The organism is Caldimonas manganoxidans ATCC BAA-369 (assembly GCF_000381125.1).
Taxonomy (GTDB): domain Bacteria; phylum Pseudomonadota; class Gammaproteobacteria; order Burkholderiales; family Burkholderiaceae_C; genus Caldimonas; species Caldimonas manganoxidans.
Genome location: NZ_KB906005.1, coordinates 1 through 1,766 on the forward strand (window position 1 = coordinate 1; position 1,766 = coordinate 1,766).

3 protein-coding genes and 1 pseudogene are annotated in these 1,766 nt (G+C 61.5%); all 4 read left to right on the forward strand.

Annotation, left to right across the window (positions count from 1 at the left end; all coding sequences use genetic code 11):
• Nucleotides 1-578: Tox-REase-5 domain-containing protein (locus F615_RS19105; RefSeq protein WP_019562395.1), on the forward strand; the 578-nt coding region annotated here is incomplete at its 5' end.
• Nucleotides 575-1,333 carry an immunity 52 family protein gene (locus tag F615_RS0117295; protein ID WP_019562396.1) on the forward strand — a complete coding sequence of 253 codons (759 nt, stop codon included), beginning with the start codon at nt 575-577 and terminating at the stop codon, nt 1,331-1,333. The genes F615_RS19105 and F615_RS0117295, both read left to right, overlap by 4 nt.
• Complete coding sequence (locus F615_RS20115) at nt 1,320-1,463, forward strand: hypothetical protein (protein WP_156824688.1); 144 nt, start codon at nt 1,320-1,322, stop codon at nt 1,461-1,463. The genes F615_RS0117295 and F615_RS20115 overlap by 14 nt, the downstream gene beginning before the upstream one ends.
• A pseudogene (locus F615_RS0117300) lies at nt 1,439-1,766 on the forward strand (Tox-REase-5 domain-containing protein); the annotation flags it as partial. The gene F615_RS20115 and the pseudogene F615_RS0117300, both read left to right, overlap by 25 nt.

Sequence of the window (1,766 nt, forward strand, 5' to 3'; positions counted from 1 at the left end):
CCGCCATCCGCCTGCTTGCCGCACTTGGCGTGGGTGCGGCCGCCGGCGCAGCCGGTGAAGTAGCGCGGCAGCAGGCGCGCAAGCGCCAAGAGCAGACCGACCAGGCGAAGGACTCGACCATCGCGCGCACTGAGGCGCCGACCCGATCGAGAGAAAAGTGCAAGGAGTGTCCACCCGATCGGGGCGAAGCAGCCTTGCAACCAACGGCCGGGTGGTCGCAAGACTCGATCGATTACCAGCGCCGCATCGGGCAGATGCCTGCGGCGCCTGAGGGCTATCTGGTCGAGTGGCAATTCAACGGCGTGCGCTTCGACGGCTTTGACTCCAGCCAATGCCTGCTCAAGGAGGCCAAGGCACGGTATGACCAGTTTTTCGATGAGTGGGGCGGATTCCAGTATCCCTTTCAGGAAAGAATTTTCGTCAAGATGACCAATGAGGCAGTGGCACAGAACCGTGCTGCCATACCCAAGCCCCCCATCCGGTTGCAGTGGAACTTCATGGAGCCGGTCTCGTATCGATACATGTCGAAGGTTCTGCTTCGCACCTCACCCGAGATAGAGGTCCTGTACCGACCATGAAAAAGCGCCCGTACATCAGTCATGTCCTCGAAGTGCGATTTCGTCGCGCCTTCGCGGACTCGGACTCCATCGAATCCCAGATGAATCTTGTCTACGAGTTGGTCAGAGGAGGCGCGTCTTCAGACCCGATGCTGCTCCCTGACCAGTGGCTGATAGCGACGGGAGAGAAAGACTCGTCTTATCTCTACCGAGCTTTTGACAGTTCAGGGCCTAAAGCCGCTGCGATCGCTGTCATCCGCGAAGAGAACAGAGAAGAAACTGCATTGCAGAGCTTCACACTTTGGAACGGGCAAGAAGATCGAGTAAAGGGAGCCTCGATCTCCTGCTTCTTTGATCGTAGAGACGGCCGCTCTTCAGGGCTGACCTTCAAGATGAGGTCCGCTCCGCAGACATTTAGGCTCGGTGACACCAACGACGCAATAGAGCTGGTTTCAGAATCTGTGCGACTCTATCGGCCGATCTACAGCGCTTTGACTCCAGAGCAATACGATGCTGTTTTTCCGGACCGCCCCGGCGTCGGCTGGATGCTATACCTGCCGCGCGTGCTGACAGCGCAGCAAGTACCCGAGGCCGGAGCGCTGGTGCCGGTGATGGGCAAGAACGCCAAAGGCAAGGACGAGCAACGGGGCACGATCATCGTCAGCGTCACCGACGAGCCCTTCTCGGACGAGAACCCTGAGCACGTCAGAATCGCCAACGCCATCGAGATCCGCCTGGTCGATCAGGACCTGCTGCCCCGGTATGCGGACCTCTGACCAGTTCGTCGCCACGGTGTGCGATGAGCTTCTCGCCCATCGGCCCGAGCGGCGTTTCGACGAGCTGGATGCCGTGGTTCGACACAAGCTCAAAGGAGACGGTGAATGGCCGCTGCAGCCATCCCCTTGATCGAAGCCGCCGCCATCCGCCTGCTTGCCGCACTTGGCGTGGGTGCGGCCGCCGGCGCAGCCGGTGAAGTAGCGCGGCAGCAGGCGCGCAAGCGCCAAGAGCAAGCCGACAAGGCGAAGGACTCGCCCATCGCGCGCGCCGAGGCGCCCACCCGTGCGAGACAAAGGTGCAAGGAGTGTCCGCCCGATCGGGGCGAAGCCGCCTTGCAATCGACGGCGGGCTGGTCGCAAGACTCGATCGAGTACCAGCGGCGTATCGCGCAGATGCCGCCGGCGCCGGCAGGTCACCTGGTCGAGTGGCAAT

What these genes read in the sequence shown, in the direction of transcription:
- F615_RS0117295 (WP_019562396.1), top strand. Translation starts at nt 575, where the DNA reads ATGAAAAAGCGCCCGTACATCAGTCATGTCCTCGAAGTGCGATTTCGT.
- F615_RS20115 (WP_156824688.1), top strand. Translation starts at nt 1,320, where the DNA reads ATGCGGACCTCTGACCAGTTCGTCGCCACGGTGTGCGATGAGCTTCTC.